17 protein-coding genes are annotated in these 16,934 nt (G+C 65.3%); 3 read left to right on the top strand and 14 right to left on the bottom strand.

The window, feature by feature from the left end:
- Positions 1-4: 4 nt before the first annotated feature.
- The 3 genes from KTR40_RS01900 to KTR40_RS01890 all read right to left on the bottom strand — a co-directional run bounded on the left by KTR40_RS01900 (position 5) and on the right by KTR40_RS01890 (position 3,240).
- Positions 5-883: a carbohydrate ABC transporter permease gene (locus tag KTR40_RS01900; protein WP_228405110.1), complete on the bottom strand. Its 879-nt coding sequence runs from the start codon at positions 881-883 to the stop codon at positions 5-7.
- Positions 880-1,833 carry a carbohydrate ABC transporter permease gene (locus KTR40_RS01895; protein WP_228405109.1) on the bottom strand — a complete coding sequence of 318 codons (954 nt, stop codon included), beginning with the start codon at positions 1,831-1,833 and terminating at the stop codon, positions 880-882. Before KTR40_RS01895 ends, KTR40_RS01900 begins: the two co-directional genes overlap by 4 nt.
- 111 nt (positions 1,834-1,944) lie before the next feature.
- A complete protein-coding gene (locus KTR40_RS01890; RefSeq protein ID WP_139027578.1) occupies positions 1,945-3,240 on the bottom strand; it encodes an ABC transporter substrate-binding protein in 1,296 nt (431 codons plus the stop codon).
- A 141-nt stretch (positions 3,241-3,381) separates the two neighbouring features.
- Here KTR40_RS01890 and KTR40_RS01885 point away from each other — a divergent pair, with 141 nt between their 5' ends.
- Positions 3,382-4,149 carry a FadR/GntR family transcriptional regulator gene (locus KTR40_RS01885; RefSeq protein ID WP_228405108.1) on the top strand — a complete coding sequence of 256 codons (768 nt, stop codon included), beginning with the start codon at positions 3,382-3,384 and terminating at the stop codon, positions 4,147-4,149.
- Between the two features lie 31 nt (positions 4,150-4,180).
- Here the strand turns inward: KTR40_RS01885 and KTR40_RS01880 are convergent, their stop codons facing one another.
- Together KTR40_RS01880 and ilvD are read right to left on the bottom strand one after the other, a co-directional pair.
- Positions 4,181-4,645, bottom strand: a complete 465-nt coding sequence (locus tag KTR40_RS01880) for a phage tail protein (RefSeq protein WP_228405107.1) — start codon at positions 4,643-4,645, stop codon at positions 4,181-4,183.
- Positions 4,646-4,730: 85 nt separating this feature from the next.
- On the bottom strand, positions 4,731-6,596 hold the full coding sequence (ilvD, locus tag KTR40_RS01875; protein WP_228405106.1) for a dihydroxy-acid dehydratase: 1,866 nt from the start codon (positions 6,594-6,596) through the stop codon (positions 4,731-4,733).
- Between the two features lie 75 nt (positions 6,597-6,671).
- On the opposite strand from ilvD, the gene KTR40_RS01870 reads away from it, so the two are divergent.
- On the top strand, positions 6,672-7,523 hold the full coding sequence (locus KTR40_RS01870) for a helix-turn-helix transcriptional regulator (RefSeq protein WP_370633156.1): 852 nt from the start codon (positions 6,672-6,674) through the stop codon (positions 7,521-7,523).
- 175 nt (positions 7,524-7,698) lie between these two features.
- Positions 7,699-7,989, top strand: a complete 291-nt coding sequence (locus KTR40_RS01865; RefSeq protein ID WP_139027573.1) for a hypothetical protein — start codon at positions 7,699-7,701, stop codon at positions 7,987-7,989.
- On the opposite strand, the gene KTR40_RS01860 is transcribed toward KTR40_RS01865, so the two are convergent.
- The 9 genes from KTR40_RS01860 to KTR40_RS01820 form a co-directional block, all read right to left on the bottom strand.
- On the bottom strand, positions 7,974-8,726 hold the full coding sequence (locus tag KTR40_RS01860; RefSeq protein WP_139027572.1) for a GAF and ANTAR domain-containing protein: 753 nt from the start codon (positions 8,724-8,726) through the stop codon (positions 7,974-7,976). The genes KTR40_RS01865 and KTR40_RS01860 overlap by 16 nt on opposite strands.
- Before the next feature lie 291 nt (positions 8,727-9,017).
- Complete coding sequence (locus KTR40_RS01855) at positions 9,018-9,458, bottom strand: SRPBCC family protein (RefSeq protein ID WP_139027571.1); 441 nt, start codon at positions 9,456-9,458, stop codon at positions 9,018-9,020.
- A 135-nt stretch (positions 9,459-9,593) separates the two neighbouring features.
- Positions 9,594-10,367 (bottom strand): SDR family NAD(P)-dependent oxidoreductase, encoded by a 774-nt coding sequence (locus KTR40_RS01850; protein WP_139027570.1) that lies wholly within the window; start codon positions 10,365-10,367, stop codon positions 9,594-9,596.
- Positions 10,368-10,394: 27 nt separating this feature from the next.
- Complete coding sequence (locus KTR40_RS01845) at positions 10,395-11,765, bottom strand: MFS transporter (protein ID WP_139027569.1); 1,371 nt, start codon at positions 11,763-11,765, stop codon at positions 10,395-10,397.
- A 221-nt stretch (positions 11,766-11,986) separates the two neighbouring features.
- Entirely contained in the window at positions 11,987-12,700 is a 714-nt protein-coding gene (locus KTR40_RS01840; RefSeq protein WP_139027568.1) for a FadR/GntR family transcriptional regulator, read from the bottom strand.
- Positions 12,701-12,806: 106 nt separating this feature from the next.
- Positions 12,807-13,298, bottom strand: coding sequence for a ribose-5-phosphate isomerase (locus KTR40_RS01835; RefSeq protein WP_228405105.1), 492 nt, complete (start codon positions 13,296-13,298; stop codon positions 12,807-12,809).
- On the bottom strand, positions 13,295-15,040 hold the full coding sequence (locus tag KTR40_RS01830; protein WP_228405104.1) for a dihydroxyacetone kinase family protein: 1,746 nt from the start codon (positions 15,038-15,040) through the stop codon (positions 13,295-13,297). The genes KTR40_RS01835 and KTR40_RS01830 overlap by 4 nt, the downstream gene beginning before the upstream one ends.
- A gap of 62 nt (positions 15,041-15,102) precedes the next feature.
- Entirely contained in the window at positions 15,103-15,876 is a 774-nt protein-coding gene (locus tag KTR40_RS01825) for an SDR family NAD(P)-dependent oxidoreductase (RefSeq protein ID WP_228405103.1), read from the bottom strand.
- Positions 15,877-15,967: 91 nt separating this feature from the next.
- Positions 15,968-16,792: a sugar phosphate isomerase/epimerase gene (locus tag KTR40_RS01820; RefSeq protein WP_228405102.1), complete on the bottom strand. Its 825-nt coding sequence runs from the start codon at positions 16,790-16,792 to the stop codon at positions 15,968-15,970.
- Positions 16,793-16,934 lie beyond the last annotated feature (142 nt).

Below are 16,934 nucleotides of genomic sequence, written 5' to 3'. Positions count from 1 at the left end.
TTGCCTAGCCCTTGGTGGCGCCGGCGGTGAGGCCGGAAACGATGTATTTCTGCGTGAACAGCGCAATGATCATGATCGGGATGGTGACCACGGTGGCGGCGGCCATCAGGCCGCCCCAGTCGATGCTGGCGTAGGACACGAAGTCGAAGATGGCCACGGGCAGCGTCTTGGTGCTGGAGCCGGAGAGGACCAGGGCAAACATGAAGTTGTTCCAGGAAAAGATGAAGGACAGGATCCCGGCGGTGGCGATGCCGGCGACCGAGAGCGGCAGGGTGATGAGGCGGAACGCGCCGATCGGGGTGAGCCCGTCCACCTGCGCGGACTCCTCCAGCTCCAGCGGCAGGGAATCGAAGTAGCTCATCATGATGTAGACGATCAGCGGCAGGGCCACGAACATGTGGCTGAGGATCAGCACCTCGAAACGGCCCACCATCCGCAGGTTGGAGAATACGTAGTACCACGGCACCAGCAGGGACACACCGGGGATCACGCGGGCCATCAGGACCACGAGGGCGGAGCGGTGCATGGTGAAGCGGCTCATCGCATAGGCGGCGGGAACCCCCAGCACGATCGACAGCGCGGTGGAAACGAAGGCCACCCAGAAGCTGTTGAAGATGAAGACAAAGTAGTTGTTCCGCTGGAGGACGTTGGCGTAGTTCTCGCCGGTGGGCGTGAAGAAGAAGGCCTTGCCCGTGTCGTAGATGTCCACGTTGGTCTTGAGGGAGGCGAGGAACATCCAAAACAACGGGGCGAGGAGGAACAGCACCACGGCAATGAGGGCTGCAACCCGGAAGACCTTGTAGAGCCTGACGGACAGGGGCTTCCGACGGCGGTGCAGCACCTGGGGCGTTCCGGTCGTTTGGCTTGGGGTCAGGACGGTCATTTGCTTACCGCTTTCTTGCGCATGGTCAGCAGCCACATCGAGCCGATGATGATCATGAAGAACAGGATCAAGACGGCGGAGGACAGCCCGTACTGGTTGTAGTCGAAGCTCAGGCCGTAGGCGTAGACGTTCAGGGTTTCCACTTCGTTGAAGGATCCGCCGCCCTTGCCCTTGGTGGCGTACAGGATGTCGAAGGTCTTCAGGGCATCGATGCCGCGGAGCAGGATGGCCACGATCACGGTGGGCATCATGAGGGGCAGCGTGATGTAGAAGAAGCGCTGGAAGGCGTTGGCGCCGTCCACGCGGGCAGCCTCGTCAGGCTCATCGGAGAGGGACGTCAGTCCGGCGAGGAGGATCAGCACCACCATGGGGGTCCACTGCCACACGTCCATGAAGATGGTGGTGCCAAGGGCGGTGTCCTGGCCGGAAAGCCAGGGCTGCGGTGGAATGCCGATCATTCCCAGCAGCTGGTTGGCGAAGCCGATGTTCGGATCGAAGATCAGGCGCCACATCATGCCGACGGCAACCGGGGTGGCCACCAGCGGAAGCAGGATTGCCACGCGGACCCACTTTTCGCCGCGGAAGGGACGCCACAGGAGCAGGGCGATGCCCATGCCGAGCACAACCTCGCAGACCAGCGCCACGCCGGTGAAGGTCAGCGTGCGGCCCACTGCCGGCCAGAACCGCTCCGTGTCGGTGAGAACAGTGAGGTAGTTCTGGAGGCCGATGAACTCCGTGGCGGCGCGGACGGAGCCCTGCGAATCGGTGAGGCTCAGGTACAGGGTCCACACCAGGGGGAAGACAATCAGGACGCCGACGAAGATCATCGCGGGGGCCGCAAAAAGCCACTTGCGGTGCCGGTTGGACCAGGCGGAGATGTTCCCCCCAACGCTGGGAGGGCGGCCGGCGCTGCGGGCGGGAGCGCTGCGGGGAGCGTTCGTTACGGACATGGTTCACCTAAGGAGTTGGGGGTGCGGTCCGCGGCGGGACGGCGACAGGGCCGCCGTCCCGCCGGGCTGTGGTGCAGGGTGTGACCGACGCAGGCGCGGGCGCCTGCGGGGTTACTTCTTTTCGCTGTCCAGGAACTTCTGGAACGCTTCGTGGGCCGAGTCGGCTGCCGCGGAGGGATCGGCGCCGGTGATGCTGGCTACGATCGGCTCGCCAACAATTTCCCTGGCCTTGCCCACGGTGACAACCTGGGGACGGTCATGCCCAACACCGTTCTTCGCGCTCACGGCGATGGCTTCGGCGAGGTCCTTCGGGTAGGTGGAGGTACCTTCAGCGTTCGCCCAGACGGAAGTCCGGGGTCCGGGAACACCGGCCTTCTGCGCGGCCAGGGTACGTTCCTTGCCCGTTGCCCACTGGATGAACTTCCATGCGTTGTCCTGGTTGCTGGACGCCTCGTTGACGGCCAGGCCCCATGAGGGGATGTTGTAGGGCTTGGAACCGGCGGGACCTGCGGGCAGCGGTGCGAATCCAACAGTGTCCGCAACCTTGGACTTGGCCGGATCAGTGGCGTTCTTGTAGAGCGAGTCCGCCTCGGTGTAGAAGGCGGCTTTGCCCTGGGTGAAGATCGCCATAGCCTCGGGCCAGCTCATGTCCGTGCTGACGTTGGCAGGGCCGTAGTTCCTGATGAGGCCGCCGTAGTATCCGTAGGCCTTCTTTGCAGCGTCCGAGTTGACGGCGGACTTTCCGCTGGAGTCGGTGAAGTCACCGCCGAAGCTGTACAGGAAGCTGGAGAACTGGGTGACGGCGGCGGACTTGCCGGTGCGGGCCACGAAGCCGGCGACGTCGGGGTTGGACGCCTTGATGGCCTTGGCTGCCGCCTCGAGCTCCTCCATGGTCTTGGGAACCTGGAGGCCGGCGGCCTGCAGCAGGTCCTTGCGGTAGTAGAGGACCTCGCGCTCGGTGATGATCGGGACGCCTACAACCTTGCCGTCGGCGGTGGTGGCCTTGACCGGGCCTTCCTGGTAGTCCTTCCAGTCCCAGCCGGAATCGGAGGACACCTTTTCGGTCAGGTCGGCCAGGTAGCCGTTCTTGGCGAATGCCTTGCCTTCCTGGAGCGGGCGGTACATCATCACGTCGATCTCGTCGCTGCCGGCGTTGAGCTTGACGTTGTACTGGTCCGAGAGCTGGTCTTCGCCGAGCTGGGTCAATTCCACCTTGAGCCCGCTGGACTTCTCGAAGTCCGGAATGGCTGCCTTGATGCCTTCAGTCCAGACGTGGTTGGCCAGCGTGACACGTACCGTGCCTGATTCCTTGGCGTCCGTGCTTCCGCCGCCCCCGCTACAGGCGGTCAGCCCCAACGAAAGTGCTGCGGCGACTGCCGCGTACTTCACGATTGAACGTCGCTTCATTACGACTCCCTTTGCTTTCTGAGGGCTGACGTCACTGTCCAGCCGCCCTACAAATGCATCTTTACATCTGCCTTGGGAGCGATCATAGGGAAATAAGGCAGACTTAGACAAGCCCTTGCCAGCGAGCCGTATGATTTATTTATGAAAACCCCAAAGGCGGAGTCCCCTACCGACCTGCATGCTGCGTTGGTCGAGAGCCTGGGGCTTGGCATCGCCGATGGGCATTGGGCGCCGCATTCCGTCCTGAGGCTGGACGAGCTGGAGGGGCAGCACAACGTATCCCGGTCCGTGGTCCGTGAGGCCGCCAGGGTGCTGTCATCAAAGGGAATGCTGGAGTCCCGCCGGCGGTTCGGGACGATTGTGCAGCCTGAGGAGTGCTGGAATCTCTACGACCCGCAGGTGATCCGCTGGCGCCTGGCGTCCTCCCGCCGGCTGGAGCAGCTGCAGTCCCTCAATGAACTTCGCGGAGCCATCGAACCGCAGGCTGCCCGCCTCGCCGCCGAACGGGCCTCCTGGGATGCCGGCAGCGAACTCGTCTCCCTTGCGGCCAGGCTATGGGCTGCCGGCCAACGCGGAGACCAGGAGGAGTTCCTCCGGCTGGACGTGGAATTCCATGCCGCGATACTCAAAGCCTCCGGCAATGCGATGTTTTCCCAGCTGGAGAACCTTGTGGCGGAGGTTCTCACCGGCAGGACGGAACACGGCTTGATGCCCCACTTGCCGCACCACGAAGCCCTGCAGCTGCACGTGGACCTGGCCAGCGCCATCCAGCGCGGCGAGGCGACCGCAGCACATGCGGCAATGAGCAGGATCGTGGAGCAGTCCACCGAAGAGATGAGCCAGATCTGGTCGAGCAGCCAGGGCACGGCCGACGCTCCACCGCCCGCTACAGGCCAGTCAGCCAGCTAGCCCCTGGCTCAGTCCCCAGCAGGAAAGGTGTTCAGTACTCGCCCTTGATCACGAAGTAGGAGCCGCGGATGACGCCTGCGAGCTTTGACTTCTGGCGCGCAAACCTGAAGCTGGACGCCAATTCCTCGGGAACCTCCATCCCTTCGGACAGCTTGAAGCCAACGGCGCGCTTCGCCCCCTCCTCGATGCCGTACATGACGTTGATGGACAGGCCGGATTCGTAGAACACGTACGCCATGCGGAGGCCGTCCACTTCGAACGAGGAGACCTCCAGGGGGCGGGAGGAGATGGCGAGATTTTGTTCGGTGGCGAGGATGTGGTTGATGTACTCCAGGGTCTCCGGAGCCTCGCCGGCCGGCGTGACGGTGAAGTCGTGGCCGTACTTGGTTTTGTAGTAGCGCGCCTCGTTGGCCCGCAGCCCTGCCAGCGCCTCCGCGACGGGTGACGACTCCAGGCCTGTGGTGGACACGTTCTTGAAATCAACCGTGTAAGGCAATGGATCCTCCTGGGAATGGTCCTTCGCACATCGTCGCAGATCAGGAAGGAGAACGGGCCGGGATTTCTCCCGGCCCCAAGGCGGCTTAGCCGAGGTTCTCCACCAGCGAGACGTCCCGGACGGCGCCCTTGTCGGCGGACAGCGCCATGGCGGCGTAGGCACGAAGGGCCGGGGACACCTGGCGGTCCCGGTCCTTGGGCTTGTACCCGCCGTTGGCCAGGAGCTTTTCGCGGCGTTCGGCGAGGATTTCGTCGGATACCTGCAACTCGAGCGAGCGCTCACTGATGTTGATGCTGATGATGTCGCCGTCCTCCACGAGGGCGATGGCGCCGCCGGAGGCAGCCTCGGGCGAGATGTGCCCGATGGACAGTCCGGAGGTGCCGCCCGAGAAGCGGCCGTCGGTGATGAGGGCGCACTTCTTGCCCAGGCCGCGGCCCTTGAGGAACGACGTCGGGTAGAGCATTTCCTGCATGCCCGGACCACCGCGGGGGCCTTCATAGCGGATGACCACCACGTCGCCCTCCATGATGGTCTTGTTCAGGATCTTTTCCACGGCCTCGTCCTGGGATTCGCATACAACGGCCGGGCCTTCGAAGGTCCAGATGGACTCGTCCACGCCGGCGGTTTTCACCACGGCGCCGTCGATGGCCACATTGCCGCGAAGCACGGCCAGTCCGCCGTCCTTGGAGTAGGCGTGCTCCACCGAGCGGATGCAGCCTTCCGCGGCGTCGGTGTCCAGGGAGGTCCACTCGTTCGACTGGGAGAACGCGGTGGAGGAGCGGACTCCGCCGGGGGCAGCGTGCCACAGGGCCTTCGCTTCCTCGGTGGCCTTGCCGCCACGGACGTCCCAATCATCCAGCCAGCCGTCCAGGTCGGCGGAGTGCACGGAGTGGACGTCCTTGTGCAGGAGCCCGCCGCGGTTCAGCTCACCCAGCAGGGCGGGGATGCCGCCGGCGCGGTGCACGTCCTCCATGTAGTAGGTCTTGTCCTTGGCCACGTTCGGGGCCACCTTTGCCAGGCAAGGCACCTGCCTGGACTTGGCGTCCATCTCGGCCAGGCCGTAGTCCACGCCCGCCTCCTGGGCGGCGGCCAGCAGGTGCAGGATGGTGTTGGTGGAGCCGCCCATGGAGATGTCCAGGGCCATGGCGTTGTCGAAGGCCTTGGCGGTGGCGATGGAGCGCGGCAGCACTGAGTCGTCGTCGCCGTCGTAATAGCGCTTTACCAGCTCGACGATGGTGGCGCCGGCCTTCTCGTACAGCGCCTTGCGTGCGGTGTGGGTCGCGAGCACGGAGCCGTTGCCCGGCAGGGCAAGGCCGATGGCCTCCGCGAGGCAGTTCATCGAGTTGGCGGTAAACATGCCGGAGCAGGACCCGCAGGTGGGACAGGCGTTCTCTTCGATGAGGTTGATGTCCTCGTCGGAGATGGACTCATCCACGGCGTCGGCAATGGCGTTCACCAGGTCCAGGGAGCGCACAGAACCGTCGGTCAGGGTCACGCGGCCGGCCTCCATGGGGCCGCCTGAGACGAACACCACCGGGATGTTGAGGCGGAGGGCCGCCATGAGCATGCCGGGGGTGATCTTGTCGCAGTTGGAGATGCAGACCAGCGCGTCGGCGCAGTGTGCGTTAACCATGTACTCCACCGAGTCGGCGATCAAGTCCCGGGACGGCAGCGAATAAAGCATGCCGGAGTGGCCCATGGCGATACCGTCGTCCACTGCGATGGTGTTGAACTCGCGGGGCACAGCGCCGGCGGCGAGGATGGCGTCGGAGACGATCCGGCCCACGGGGGCGAGGTGGGTGTGGCCGGGGACGAACTCGGTGAAGGAGTTGGCCACGGCGATGATCGGCTTGCCGATGTCGGAGTTGGCGACGCCGGAAGCGCGCAGCAGTGCGCGGGCGCCGGCCATGTTGCGGCCGTGGGTGACAGTGCGTGAACGGAGAGGAGGCATGGTACCGATCCTGCCGTCCAGGCCGGCGCGGCGGAAGACAGTGGTGATACTAGTAGCAGGAGTACCAGACTACTAGTGTTAGTGGGCGTGAAAGAGGCAGGCGAGAAGCGCAAGGAACTGGGACTATACCTGCGGGCACGCCGCGACCAGGCACTACGGTCCGAATATGGATTGCCGCCGGTGGCGCGCCGGCGCGAACGCGGACTCCGGCGGGAGGAAGTGGCCTTCCTTTCCGGGGTCAGCGTCACCTGGTACACGTGGCTGGAACAGGGCCGGGACATCAGGCCCTCCCGGGAAGTCCTGGAGGCCGTGGTCCGGACACTGCACCTTTCGGAGGCCGGCCGTTCCTATGTCCTTTCACTGGGCGGGTATTCCGTGCCGGTGTCCTCCGGTCCGGCAGCTGCTGACGCACCGGCGCACATCCAGCGGCTCCTCGATGCATTGGGGCCTAACCCGGCATTCGCGCTTGCCCCGGACTGGAGCGTTACGGGGTGGAACCGGGCCTACGCCGCCTTGTATCCCAACATCGCCAACGTGGCCGCCCCGGAGCGGAACCTGCTGTGGCTGGTCTTCACCGACCCCTATGTGAAGGAGCTGCTCCCCGACTGGGATGTCACCAGCAGGCGGTTCCTTGCCGAGTTCCGGGCGGAAGCGGGGCAACGGCTGGGCGATCCGGACGTGGCCTACCAGGTGGAGCGGCTCAAGCAGACGAGTCCGGAGTTCAAGGAGGGCTGGGACCGGTACGACATCCTTGGGTTCGAATCCCGGGAGCGGCTGTTCCGGCACCCCTCGGTGGGGGTCATGAGGCTGGAGCACCACCAGGTTTCACCGTCGGACCGGCCGGACCTCCACTTTGTCGTCTACACCCCGGCACCGGACAGCGAAGCGGCGGAGCAGATCCAGCGGCTTTTGGCTGTTGGAAGCTAGCTTCGTGGCGGCTTCATGCTTGCCATAGGCGAGGTTATCTATCTGGGCGGCGGTCCGCAGCAACCGAAAAAGCGGTACAGCCGGTTTAGGAAAAGAGCCACCACCCGCCCATCCAGCAGCGCCGCCGCTCCGAACCTCCACTGGGGAAGAAATACTTCCAGGAAAGGACGGAGCAGTGGACGCAGCGGACCAGCAGGCCCTTACCGGCGCACTGATACGGGAGCACGCCCTGGACATGGGCCAGCTGTGGCTGGAATACCTGGCCCTCGGCGGCGACGCTTCCGAGGAGGACATCCGGGACTACAGCAGCGGGCTGGCAACCCTTCCCCCGAAAGACAGGGACGCGTTGGCCCAGGCCGTCAACGAGCATTGTGCTGCCGCAGGCCTGCTGTCCCGGGCACCGTTCAGCGGCTCCCTCCTGGCCCAGGCGGGAAGCGACTCGCAGGAACCCTACTCGTCAAAGTAGGTGGAGGTGCCGGAACTGCCGGCGATGGATGCAACCACGGTGGCGGCAACCTCCTTGAGCTTCATGTTCCGGGTGTTGGAGGCCTGCAGCAGCACGCTGAACGCCTGGTGCTGGCTGCAGCGGCTCTGGGCCATGATGGCGCCGGTGGCCAGGTCGATCACGGTCCGCGACTTCATGGCGGCGCTCATGCTGTCCTTCGTGTCCTGCAACTTGCCTATCCGCAGTGCCAGCCGCAGGCTTTTTGAAACCTGTCCGGAGAAGGCCCGCACGGTGGCAATGTCTTCGCTGCTGAAGGCCTGCAACCGGACGCTGTACAGGCTGAGCGCACCACGGGTATCTTCGCCCAGCGCGAGCGGCACGCTGACAGCGGAGAACAGTCCCTGGCCGGAGAGCGCGCTGGCATAGGCAGGCCATCGCCTTTCCTGGCTCACGTCAGGGACCAGGACCGTGTCCATGGTGCGCATGGCGGTGATGCCCGGTCCGTCGCCGTACTTGTTCTGGAGCTGGTCAAGGACGCGGATGCAGGGATCGCTGCCAGCGATGGCGGTGGCCTTCTTCTGCCTCTCGACAGCAACGCCGCAGAGAATTTCCCGGTCCCCGCTGCTCAGCCGTCGCGCCGAATAGCTGGCCAGGTCCCGAAGGAACTCGTCAATATTGGCGCTGTCCAGCACCAGGTCCTGAAGATGCAGCGCGACGTCGGCGAAGACATCGTCATTCGCGGCTTCGGCGTGAGCCACCACTTTCCCCTCCCGAACAGCACGTAGGCCACGTCGTCCATTAAATGAACGCCTTGGCCGCTCACTGCCGAACGGTACATGCCAGCCTACCTGCGAGGCGGTCATAATGTGTGCTCCATGACAAACGCCAGCCCGCGCACGGGGGCTGTTCGCGGCAGCACGGTGACGGCGGAAGGACCCACGGTCCACCGCTTTATGGGGATTCCCGACGCCCAGCCGCCGTCGGGGCCCCGGCGCTTCTGCCCGCCGCCTCCTGGCACGCGTCCGACGGTGACCAGGTACGTTGGGAGCCTATGCGGCGGCCAGGGAGTTGAGGGTGTCCCGGATCCCGTTCAGCGCGGGGTCCCGCAGGGACATAAAGGCCGGCTTCAGGAGCGGCTGGACGATTTTGGCCGGCCCCTTGATGCTGAACTCGGCGGTATATTTCACTACCGACCCCTGGGCGGCGGGGCTCACGTCGATCGAGTCGAAGGCGGTGACGGACTTGTTCTCGCCGCGGAGCTTGATGTGGTTCTCCGTCAGCTCGATGACCTCGTACTCCAGTGACTGCCGCTTGCCGCGGAACTCGGACTCAGCATGGTAGCGGTGCCCCACCGCCACCGGACCGGGCGTCAGTTTCTCCATCACCGGGGTGTTGGGATCCCACTCGCTGGTGTTCTCGAACGCGCTCAGGAAGGCAAAGGCCTTCTCTGCGGACAATTTGGTTTCCACACTTCCGGTGACTGTGATCATCACCCCAGTGTAGGAACAGGCACCCGGGAAGCACACCCCCGGGGATGGCCCTGCACGGTCCCTGTACGACAAACAGCAGCAGCGCCCCGGACGAAACCCGCCGGGGCGCTACTGCCGTGAATCATGGCTGTGCGGTCAGCTGACCTGCAGGCCGCCGTTGATGTCGTAGGTGGCTGCCGTGATGTAGCCGGCGTCCTTCCCGAGCAGGAAGGAAATAAGTGCGGCCACTTCCTCGCGGGTACCCACGCGCCCCATCATGATGCCCTCGGACATCTGGGCCTTGCGTTCCTCAGAGAGGGTGCCGCCCATGATGTCAGTGTCAATGGGACCCGGTGCGATGGCGTTGACGGTCACGCCGAACTCCCCCACCTCACGGGCAAGGGCCCTGGTGAACCCGATGATTCCAGCCTTCGAGGCGCTGTACGCCACCTTGGAGTAGGTGCCGCCGCCACGCTGCGCGGAAATCGAGGAAATGCTCACGATGCGTCCGAGCTTGCGCTCAATCATGCCCTTGAGCACGCGCTGGGACACGATGAAGGTGCCGCGCATGTTGATGGCGAATACCTTGTCCCACTCCTCCACGGTGGTGTCCATGAAGGGGGTGGGCGAGCTGATGCCGGCAAGGTTGGCGAGGGCAACGATGGGCGGCAGCGAGTCTTCGATTTCGCTGATGGCCCTGTCCACGGAAGCGGCGTCGGACACGTCCGCGCCCACTCCGATTGCCTTCACTGCACGGTTGGAGCCGATCTCCGCGGCCGCGGCTTTGGCGTCTTCGGCGTTGATGTCAAGGATTGCGATGGACCAGCCCTCGCTGGCCATCAGGTCCGCGGTGGCGCGGCCGATGCCGCGGGCAGACGCGGCCCCGGTCAGGACGACGGTACGTTCAGCGGGAAATGCGGTGGTTGTCACAGGTATATCTTTCGTCAGGGGTTCGGTTCAGGAGACTTTGGCTGCGTTGACCGCTGCCGCAGCGGCAACTGCAGGGTCCAGGGCGGCGTCGCCCTCAGGCCGTTTCCGGGCGTAGAAGTACGTGGCCACTGCCGTGACGCACAGGCAGAAGGACAGGAACAGCAGGCCGCTCTGGTTGTTGCCGGTGGCGTCCTTGAGCAGGCCCACGGCGTACGGGGCCACAAAGCCGCCGAGGTTGCCGAGGGAGTTGACCAGGGCCAGTCCGGAAGCAGCGGCTGCACCGGTGAGTGCGGCGGACGGCATGGACAGGAACGGTGCAATGGCGCCGTAGATGCCCATCGCGGAAGCGGTCAGTGCGATCAGGGCAAGGATGGGGTTGACCGGGAGCAGGTAGCCCGCTGCCAGGAGGCCCATGCCGGCCAGAACCATGCTGACGGAGGTGTGCCAGGCGCGCTTGCCCGTGCGGTCCGCCCGCCTGCTCCAGAAGTAGACAAAGACCGCGGCGATGGAGTACGGAATGAGGACGATGAAGCCCACCTCGGCGGTGGAGAACTTGCCAAGGGCGGCCACAATGGTGGGCATCCAGAGGCCCAGTCCGTAGATGCCGCAAACCAGGCCGAAGTACAGGGCCGAGTAGGTGAGGGTGCGCTTGTCCTTGAGGCCGGCCAGGAAGTTGTGGCTCCCGACCTTGGACTTGGCAGCAAGTTCGGCTTCCATGGTGGTGGCGAGCCATTCGCGTTCTTCAGTGTTGAGCCACTTGGCGTCACGGGGACGGTCCGTCATCAGCATCGGAGTCAGCAGGCCAAGCAGGATGGCGGGGATGCCCTCGATGATGTAGAGCCACTGCCAGCCCTGCAGTCCCATGATGCCGTCCATCTGCAGCAGGAGTCCGGAGACCGGTGCGCCCAGGGCGTTGGAAATGGGCTGGGCCAGGATGAAGATGCCCAGGACGGTGACGCGCTGCGCGGCGGGGAACCACAGCGTCAGGTAGAAGAGGATCGCGGGGAAGAACCCGGCCTCGGCAGCACCCAGCAGGAAGCGGATGATGTAGTAGGTGCTTTCGCCGTTGACCAGCGCCATGGCGGTGGCGAAGATGCCCCAGGTGATGAGGATCCGGGCAAGCCACTTGCGGGCGCCGAAGCGGTACATTCCGGCGTTGCTGGGAACTTCAAGCAGGGCGTAGCCCAGGAAGAAGATGCCGGCGCCAAGCCCGTAGGCGGCGGCGCTGAGGCCGATGTCCTCGCTCATGGTGAGCTTGGCGAAGCCCACGTTATTGCGGTCAAGGTAGGCAATGAAGTAAAGCAGGACAATCAGCGGCATGACGCGGCGGCGGACCTTGCGGAGCGTGCGCTCGCCGAGTTCGCCCAGTCCTGCGGACGGCATGGAGAGTGAAGTCATCGTCGACCTTCTATCTGGCGGACGCGGCGCATTGGGGGCGGCGCGTCCGAGGGGAAGTGGGGATTTTCCGTCTGCTTGCAATTTGGATCAGATGTCTGACATCTGACGAAGCAACATGAGAAAGATCATAGAAGGGTGATCCGGATTACGTCAAGCCCCGCGGAGAAGGGCACCGCAAACCGGTGATGTGGCGCTCGGGGTGCCAACGGTCACGTGCAGCTCTAGCCCTGGGATTCAGGGTGCTGGACGTAGCGCTCGTAGTCGCGGTACGTCTGTTCCATATGGTCATCCATGACCCGCCGGGAAAGCTCGGCGTCGCCGCTGACGATGCTCTCCATGACCTTCTGGTGGTACTCGATGGCGTGGAGCTGGATCTCGGGTACAGCCGAGGTTTCCCGCCGGGTCATGTAGAGCAGCTGCCCCAACTGCGCGAAGAGTGCCCGGACGAAGGGATTGCCCGAGGCCCTGAGCACCACGTCGTGGAATGCGATGTCGGCTTCCACAAAACGGTCCAGGTCCCGCGCCTCGTGGAAGCGCTTCATGTCCGCGATGCACTGCTCCATCTGCCGGGCATGCTCGGGGGTATGCCGCTTGGCGGCCAGGGACGCCGCACCGGTTTCCACCATGCGCCGCATCTCGATCAGCCCCACTGAAACCTGGTCCGCAGCGTTTCCATGCGAGGCGGCCTTGAAGATCGCGTCCAGCCCCGTCCAGTTGTCTGTCGGGTTCACGAATGTTCCGCGCCCTGCCTTGACGTACAGGATGTTCTGCGCCCTTAGCGCTTTGAGCGCCTCGCGGACCGTGAGCCTGCTGACGTCATAGGCCTTGGCGATGTCGGCCTCGGGCGGGATGGCGTCGTGCGGTTTCAGCTTGCCGGAGAGGATGTCGTCGAGCAGGCCGTCGACGAGGTCGTCAACGAGTGTCCTGCGGCCCATCCTTGGCTCCTGCCCTAGAGTTGCCCGCCGGTACGGGCCCTCTAAACTTTACTGTCCAATGTTGCGCGGATCAGCATCGTGACCTGTTTCCCGCAGCGGGCCGGGCTTAGCAGCCCTCGAAGTCCGTAAGGACCTTGACCTTGCCAGCGGACGCGGAGGCCGGGTCAAAGGTGTAACCGATCCACTCCTTGGCCAGCCGGCGGGCGAGTTCAATGCCCACCACGCGCTGGCCCATGGTGAGGACCTGGCAGTCGTTGGACAGGACTGAGCGTTCCACGGAAAAAGAATCATGGGCGGTGGTGGCCCGGATTCCCTCCACCTTGTTCGCAGCGATGGCCACCCCGATTCCGGTGCCGCAGAAGAGGATGGCCCGGTCAGCGGCGCCGTCCCTGATCATTTCGCCCGCCGCGATTCCCACATAGGGGTATGGCCTGGTGAAGTCGTCGGGAGCATCGCACCGGTTGACGCCAATGTCGATCACTTCGCTGACCCGGGGATCCTGCCGGAGGTCCTGAAGGACCTTGTCCTTGTAGTCCACTCCCGCCTCGTCCGCGCCTACAATGAGCCTCAGTCCCGTGGGCTGCCCTTCAGTGTTCATTGCCGCGCTCCAACAGCTTCGCTGGCGGTTGCGGTGAGGTGCGGACCCATGACGGTGAAGATCATGGCCAGCGACGTCGCGCCCGGGTCCGGTGTGCCCAGGCTCTTTTCGGCCAGCGGGCGGGCCCGGCCCTTGAGCGGCAGGAGGCCGGCCGTTGCTTCGGCGGCTGCCGTCGCGTCGCGGGCAGCGTCCTCCCATGCCCGGTCCGGTTCCACTCCTGCCGCCACCAGGGCGGCAAAGGAGGAAGCGAACGGCAGCAACGCGTCCACCATGGTCTTGTCGCCGGTCTCTGCCTTCCCCAGCTGCACGATCCGGTCAGCGAATGCCCTGACCGCCGCTGCGAGCTGCCCGGGTTCCGGGGCCGAACTGTTTCCAACAGATTCGCCGAAGGCCCGCAGTCCGGCTCCCCACAGGACGCCGGATGTCCCGCCCGCCTTGTCGGCCCAGGCATCTCCGGCAGCTGCCAGCACATCGCCTGCTCCGGCCCCTTGGTTCAGGGCAGCGGACGCAGCCGCGGCGGCGGCGTCGATCCCTCGCACCATGCCGCGCCCGTGGTCGCCGTCTCCGGCGATGGCGTCCATCCTGCCGAGCCGCTCCTCGGCGTCGTGCAGCAGGGCTTGCGTCGCTTGCAGCGCGGCAAGGCACGCGGTGGCGTACTGGCGGGAGGCCTCGGCGGCAACGAACGGGGCAGCGCTTGGGTCGTCGTCGGACGTTCCTTCAACGGCGGCGGCGCCTGACTCCCGGACCGCGTTCCCGCGGCGGTAGGCGGGCGTTTCGGCGGGGGCGAGCCACAGCGGTTCCAATTCCCCGTCCAGCCAGGTGACGGTGAGCGACACCCCGGCCATGTCCAGGCTGGTGACGAGTTCCCCGACTTCGGGCGCCACCAGGGTATATCCGGCGGCGCGGAGCAGCGGCGCCACGGTGCCCCAGAGAACGAAGAGCTCCTCGTGCTTGGTGGATCCGAGTCCGTTGAGGATGACTGCTATCCGTTCGCCGGCATTGGGCGGAGTTTCTGCCAGGAGGCGGGTCACCAGCTCGCGGCCCAGCTCCTTTGCGGACGGCAAGGCGGTGTCGAACAGTCCGGGCTCGCCGTGGATGCCCAGGCCCAGCCCCATCTGCCCGTCGGGCAGGGAGAACAACGGCGATTCCGCGCCAGGGAAGGTGCAGCCGGAGAACGCGCTGCCGATGGTGCGGGTCCGGTCATTGGCCTTCCGGCCCAGGCGGACCACCTCGGCGAGGTCTGCGCCGGCCTCGGCTGCGGCACCCATGACCTTGAAGACGGTGAAGTCACCGGCGATGCCCCGGCGCTTGGCGGATTCCGACGGCGGGGCGCTGGCGACGTCGTCAGTGACCAGGACGTTCTCCACGGCAATGCCCTCCGCAGCCAGGCGCTCGCTGGCCATGCCGAAGTTCATGACGTCGCCGGCGTAGTTCCCGTAGGTGAGGACGACGCCGGCGCCGGACTCTGCTGCCTTGGCCACGGCGTAGGCCTGCTGCGCCGAAGGGGACGTGAAGATGTTGCCCACCACTGCGCCGTCGGCAAATCCAGGTCCGATGAGGCCGGCGAAGGCCGGGTAGTGTCCAGACCCGCCGCCCGCCAGGACGGCGACCTTGGGCTGCGGGGGCCGGAAGCGCCGCACGGCGCCGCCGGGGACCTGGCGGACCAGGTCCGCGTGGACGTCGCAGAACCCCGCCAGGGCCTCCTCGGCAAATTCCGAAGGGTTGTTGAAGATTTTCGTCATGATGAGCTCTCTGCCGTGTGTTTCTGGGCGGACCTGAGGGACTTCCGAAAGATGCGGCCGCTTTAGTGGATGTGGCTGCCGCCGTTGATGTCGATGGTGGTGCCGGTGAGGTAGGCGGAGTCTTCTGAGGAGAGGAACGTGATCACCGCGGCAACTTCCTCGGTGGTGGCGTTGCGGCCCAGCGGGATGCCGGCGTTGATGGCGGCTTCCTGCTCCTCGGTGCTTCCCACGCGGATGTTGGTGTCCACGGCGCCGGGGGTGATGGCGTTGACGGTCACACCGGTGGTGCCGAGCTCACGGGCCAGTGCCTTGGTGAAGCCCAGGATGGCGGCCTTGGCTGCGGAGTAGGGGACCTTGCCGAACACGCCGCCGCCGCGCTGGGCGGAGACCGAGGACATGTTAACGATGCGGCCCCAGCCGTTCGCGATCATGTCCGGCAGGAATGCCTTGGTCACCAGGTAGGTGCCGGTGGCATTGACGTCCATGACCTTGTGCCAGAGCTCAAGGGTGGTCTCCAGGAACGGGACCGGGGAGGTGATGCCCGCGATGTTGGCGAGGGCGCCCACCGGCGGCAGGTTGCCGGCTGCAACTTCGGCGGCGACGGCGGCCTGGGCGGCGGTGACGGAGGCTTCGTTGGCGACGTCGATCTCGTGGCCGAAGGCGGGGACGTTGAATTCGTTGCCGATTTCGGCCGCGACCTTGGCGGACTTCTCGCCGTCGAGGTCCAGGATCACCACGGCCCAGCCCTGGTTGGCGTAGCGGCGTGCGGTGGTGATGCCGATGCCCCGGTCCGAGGTTGCCCCGGTGAGGACGGCGGTGCGCTGGATGGTGGTCATGATGTGCTCCTTGGGTTCTGTTTCGGTGGATCGATTGCTCCGCAGCTGTCGTTCTGGACGTTCAAAACGGCAGATACGGAACAGTCGATGGTCAGATCAGGTCTGTGATGAAGCTGCCGGCTTTGGCGGCAGCAGCGGGACGCTCGTCATGGGTGACGTCGCGGGTCTCCAGTTCAAGGGAGAAGTGCCCCTGGTAGCCATCCGCGGCGAGCCGCTTCAGGCCTGCGGCAAAGTCGGCATGCCCGTTGCCGATGCTGAGGTTGATGTTCCCCGGCACGGCGTCCCGGAGATGGACGTGGGAAATCCGGCCCTCGTGGCGCCGGAGGTACTCCAGCGGGTCCTCGCCGGCGGCGACGATATGGCTGAAGTCCATGACGATTCCGACGCCGGTGCCCGCCAGGCGCTGTGCCAGCAGTTCCGCGCGGTCGAGGTTCCAGCAGAACCGCAGGAAGTGCAGGGACTCCGTCCAAAGTTCGACGCCGAACTCCGCCGCGCGCTGCCCGGCGGAGGTGAGCTGGGCGGCAATAAGGTCCAGGTCCCCGTCGAGGTTCCGAACCGGTTCGTGGCTGAGTGCACCGCACGGGAGGACGAGCGCCTTCGCGCCGGTATCCCGAGTGAGGGTCAGCAACGCCTCCAGGTGCCGTTCGCGCCCGGCCTGCTGCCCGGCGTCGAGCACTGCGTTGAGGTCGCCGATGTCCCCGTTGACGGAACGGACCCGCAGTCCGGAGGCACCAACCTCGGCTGTTATCGCGCCGACGGCGGCTGCATCCAGGTTGTACGGGACATGGTCGCAGACGCCGGGGAGGGCGCCGAGATCGATCTCTTCGAAGCCCAGGCCGCCGATCGTTTTCAGGGCAGCAGGCAGGGCCTGGTGCCTGAAGCTGATGGATGAGCAGCCGAGTCGGGAGTTGAACATCGTCGTTCCTCTGGATGGGCGGGTGGTGACGTGAATCACCGTAAGCCCTTTTATTGTCAACAGTCAACTTCCAACATTGACTGTTGACAGTCAGCATGAGGCGCGTCACACTGGGGATATCATTTGTTAACAGTCGACAGCG

Source organism: Pseudarthrobacter sp. L1SW (assembly GCF_020809045.1).
Classification (GTDB): Bacteria; Actinomycetota; Actinomycetes; order Actinomycetales; family Micrococcaceae; genus Arthrobacter.
Note: the sequence above shows the minus strand (reverse complement) of the source record. Positions and strands in the feature narration are given on the sequence as shown.